Source organism: Allobosea sp. CER48 (assembly GCF_044752385.1).
Classification (GTDB): Bacteria; Pseudomonadota; Alphaproteobacteria; order Rhizobiales; family Beijerinckiaceae; genus Allobosea.
The window spans coordinates 1-3,852 of record NZ_JBIWYK010000312.1; the positions used below are offsets into that span (position 1 = coordinate 1).

General features: G+C 67.2%; 6 protein-coding genes. 4 read left to right on the forward strand and 2 right to left on the reverse strand.

Features of this window, described 5'->3' with window-relative positions:
* Both ACIPIA_RS11885 and ACIPIA_RS11890 read left to right on the forward strand, forming a co-directional pair.
* The coding region (locus tag ACIPIA_RS11885; protein WP_400509729.1) for a calcium:cation antiporter at positions 1 to 1,097 on the forward strand (1,097 nt) is incomplete at its 5' end.
* A 100-nt stretch (positions 1,098 to 1,197) separates the two neighbouring features.
* On the forward strand, positions 1,198 to 1,533 hold the full coding sequence (locus tag ACIPIA_RS11890; RefSeq protein ID WP_400509731.1) for a DUF1330 domain-containing protein: 336 nt from the start codon (positions 1,198 to 1,200) through the stop codon (positions 1,531 to 1,533).
* Between the two features lie 6 nt (positions 1,534 to 1,539).
* On the opposite strand, the gene aroB is transcribed toward ACIPIA_RS11890, so the two are convergent.
* Together aroB and ACIPIA_RS11900 are read right to left on the reverse strand one after the other, a co-directional pair.
* Positions 1,540 to 2,679, reverse strand: a complete 1,140-nt coding sequence (aroB, locus tag ACIPIA_RS11895; RefSeq protein WP_400509733.1) for a 3-dehydroquinate synthase — start codon at positions 2,677 to 2,679, stop codon at positions 1,540 to 1,542.
* Positions 2,676 to 3,278, reverse strand: coding sequence for a shikimate kinase (locus tag ACIPIA_RS11900; protein ID WP_400509734.1), 603 nt, complete (start codon positions 3,276 to 3,278; stop codon positions 2,676 to 2,678). The genes aroB and ACIPIA_RS11900 overlap by 4 nt, the downstream gene beginning before the upstream one ends.
* Before the next feature lie 174 nt (positions 3,279 to 3,452).
* On the opposite strand from ACIPIA_RS11900, the gene ACIPIA_RS11905 reads away from it, so the two are divergent.
* Both ACIPIA_RS11905 and ACIPIA_RS11910 read left to right on the forward strand, forming a co-directional pair.
* On the forward strand, positions 3,453 to 3,599 hold the full coding sequence (locus tag ACIPIA_RS11905; protein WP_400509736.1) for a histidine kinase: 147 nt from the start codon (positions 3,453 to 3,455) through the stop codon (positions 3,597 to 3,599).
* On the forward strand, positions 3,596 to 3,852 hold a 257-nt coding region (locus ACIPIA_RS11910), incomplete at its 3' end, for a site-specific integrase (protein ID WP_400509738.1). The genes ACIPIA_RS11905 and ACIPIA_RS11910, both read left to right, overlap by 4 nt.

A 3,852-nucleotide genomic window follows, 5' to 3' on the forward strand; every position in this document is an offset into this window, starting at 1 on the left:
TTGCCTGTGCCTGGGCTTCGGTTGCCGCCTTTCTGCTGTTCGGCGACACGTTGCTCGGCCTGCTCGGCGCGCCGCTGCCGTCACTGTTCGTCTTCCTCTGGCTGCTCAGCATCGTGATCTGGTCGTCGTTCGGCGTGGTGCACGAAGCCGAGGATCTCGCAGAGAAGCTTGGCGAGCCCTATGGCACGCTGATTCTGACCCTTTCGATCGTGATCATCGAGGTGGCGCTGGTCGGCGCCGTCATGCTCGGCGCCAAGGGGGCACCGACACTCGGCCGCGACACGATGTTCGCGGTGCTGATGATCGTGCTGAACGGCGTCGTCGGCATCGGCCTGCTGATCGGCGGCCTCAGGCATTTCTCGCAGCGCTACAATCTCAAGGGCGCCTCCGCCTATCTGGCGGTGATCATCCCACTGACGGTGATCCCGCTTTTCCTGCCGAACTTCACGACATCGACGCCGGACGGCACGCTGACCACCTTCCAGGCCATCGCCTTCTCGGTCTTCACCGTCGCGCTTTACGGCGCTTTCCTCGCTCTCCAGACCGGCCGGCACAGCATGTTCTTCCGCGAGCCGGAGCCGGAGGATGCCAAGCCCGGCGCCGCCGCAGCAGCCGCGCAGGAAGAGCATGCCGCTTCGTCGGGCAACGAGATCCTGCTGCGCATCGGGCTTCTGCTCGCCAATATCCTGCCGATCGTCATCCTCTCGAAGAGCCTGGCGAAGGTCCTCGACTTCGGCATCGCCCAGCTGGGCGCTCCGGCGGCGCTGGGCGGCATCCTGATCGCCATGGTGGTGTTCACGCCGGAATGCATCGCGGCGCTCCGGGCGATCACCGCCAACCAGCTCCAGCGCGCGATCAATCTCTGCCTGGGCGCGGCGACCTCGACCTTGGGCATGACGGTGCCGGCCGTGCTGCTGATCGGCGTCTTCACCGGTCAGCCGGTCGTGCTCGGCCTGTCGGCGACCAATATGGTGATCGCCGCGATGACGCTCCTGCTCTCGACGCTCACCTTCACCGGTACGCGCACCACCATGCTGGAAGGGGCGGTCCATCTGGCCGTGTTCTTCGTCTTCCTCGTGCTGGTGTTCAGCCCCTGATCGGCGCGCGATAACCCGCGAGGTAATCGACCCGCGCCATCCCGCGCGCCATGGTCCTTCCCGACAGCCGGCTTGCGACGCGCCGGCCACGGAGAGAACCATGACCGCCTATGCCATCGCCCATCTTCAGGATGTCCGCCTCGGCGTCGAGATCATCGACTACATCAAGCGCATCGACGCGACACTCACACCCTACCAGGGTCAGTTCCTGATCCATGGCGCGACGCCCGAGATCGTCGAGGGGCCGTGGCCGGGCGATCTCGTCATCATCGCCTTTCCCGACATGGAGCGGGCGCGCGCCTGGTACCAGTCGCCGGGCTATCGCGAGATCCTGCCACTGCGGACCGAGAATTCGCGTGGCGTGACGATGCTCGTGAAGGGCGTGGAACCGGGCTATCGCGCGGCGGACTTCCTCGCCAAGGTCGGTCTCGCCTGAGCCAGGTCAGGCCGCGAGCTCGGCCTCGATGAAGCCATGCACCTCGTCGGCCGCGACGCCCGGCGCGATGAAGCTCTTGCCGATGCCGCGGGCGAGGATGAAGGTCAGCACGCCGCGCTTGACCTTCTTGTCCTGTGTCATCGCCTCGACGATCTGATCGGCGCTGCCGGCGCCGCCGGGAACCTGCTGCAGGCGGCTCGGAAGGCCGACATGGTCGAGATGGCGTGATACGCGGATGGCATCCTGCCCGGAGCAGAGACCGAGCCGCTGCGAGAAGCGGAAGGCCAGCGCCAGGCCGATGGCGACGGCCTCGCCGTGAACGAGCCGGCTGGAGTCGTAATGGGTCAGCCGCTCCAGCGCATGGGCGAAGGTGTGGCCGAGATTGAGCAGGGCGCGATCGCCTTCCTCGCGTTCGTCGCGCGCAACGATCGCCGCCTTGGCGCGGCAGGAGACGGCGACGGCATGGTCCCGCTCCGGGCCGCCGGCGATGACGCGGCTCCAGTTGGACTCGCACCAGTCGAAGAAATCGGGATTGTCGATCAGCCCGTACTTCACCACCTCGGCATAGCCGGCCTTGAACTCGCGCTCGCTCAGCGTGTCGAGCAGGGCGGTGTCGGCGATGACCAGTGCCGGTTGGTGGAAGGCTCCGATCAGGTTCTTGCCGTGCGGCGAGTTGATCCCGGTCTTGCCGCCGACCGAGGAATCGACCTGGGCGAGCAGCGTGGTCGGCACCTGCACGAAGCGCACGCCGCGCCTGAGCACCGCCGCCGCGAAGCCGGTGAGATCGCCGACGACGCCGCCGCCGAAGGCGATGACCAGGTCGTTGCGCTCGATCTTGGCCGAGAGCAGCGCGTCACAGAGCGCGATGAACTGGGCATAGGATTTCGAGCCCTCACCCGGCGGGATGGTGATCCGGGTCGCGGTGATGCCTTCCTGATGCAGGCAGGCCTCGAAGGCGGCGCCATGCAGGCCGGCGACGCTGGTATCGGTGACGAGGGCGGCCTTGGCGCCAGGCGCGAAGGCCGCGATCAGCGCGGCGGCTTCGCAGAGCTGGTGGCGGCCGATATGGATGTCGTAGGCGCGGCCCTCGAGCGCGACGGGGACGATGATCCGCGCGCCGGCCTTCTCGCTCAGATTGGCGTTCATGGCGTGTCTTCTCCGGCCACCAGACCCAGATAGCCGCCCAATGCGGCAATGGTGTCGCCGACCACGATTTCGTGAGGCTCGTCGCTCGACTGGATCGTCAGATCGGCGAGGGCGTAGACGGGCTCGCGCTCGGCGAGCATCCGGCGCAGGGTCGCCTCGGGATCGGCCGTCTGGAGCAGCGGGCGGTTCGAGCGCTTGCGGACGCGGCGCATCAGCACGTCCGGCTCGGCCTTGAGCCAGACGGAGATGCCGAGTTCCTTCACCCGCTGCCGCGTCTCGGAATTCATGAAGGCGCCGCCGCCGGTGGCAAGGACGAGCGGCGCCCTCGTCGTCAGGATGCGGCTGATCACCCGGCGCTCGCCGTCGCGGAACTCGGCCTCGCCGCGCTGGGCGAAAATCTCCGGGATGGTCATGCCGGCTGCCGTTTCGATCTCGGTGTCGGCATCGACGAAGGGCAGGCCGAGCCGGCCGGCGAGGCGGCGTCCCACCGAGCTCTTGCCGGAGCCCATCATGCCGACGAGCACGATGGCGCGCCCGCCGAGGGCGGTGCGGAGATCGGCCGTTTCCGGAGCGACGATGGTTGCGGCGGCGGTCATCAAATATAGTTTCCTTCGCAGCGCTGTAGCATGCGCTTGCCGGCCGCGTCATGCCTTCGTCATGGTTTTTGGCCGCGCTTTGCACGGGGCTGTTGCCTGCCTGCCCTTGCGCGAGGCAAGCGGCATCGCGGATAGTGGCTCGGCCCGAGATCGCGCGATTGCGAGAGTCCGCCAGAAGTGCCGACGTTATTCCGTTTCCTCGCCTTCGTCGCGATCATCGCCGGTCTGGTTTTCGGTGGGATGATCGCGCTCGTGACCTTCGTCCAGCCGGTGCAGCGCGAGATGATCGAGATCGTGCCGCCTTCGAAACTGCAGCCGAAATGAGCCGCCTGTCGCGCCAGCGACTGAACGCATTCCTCGACATGCTGGCAGCCGAGCGCGGTGCGGCCCGCAATACGCTCGAAGCCTATGAGCGCGATATCGAGGATTATCTCGGCTTCCTCGGCGGCAGGGCGCCGGCGGACGCCTGTGCGGAGGATATCCGCGGCTGGCTCGTCGATCTGGCGGCGCGGGGGCTGAAGGCCTCTTCAGCGGCACGCCGGCTGTCCGCAATCCGGCAGTTCCATCGTTTCCTCTA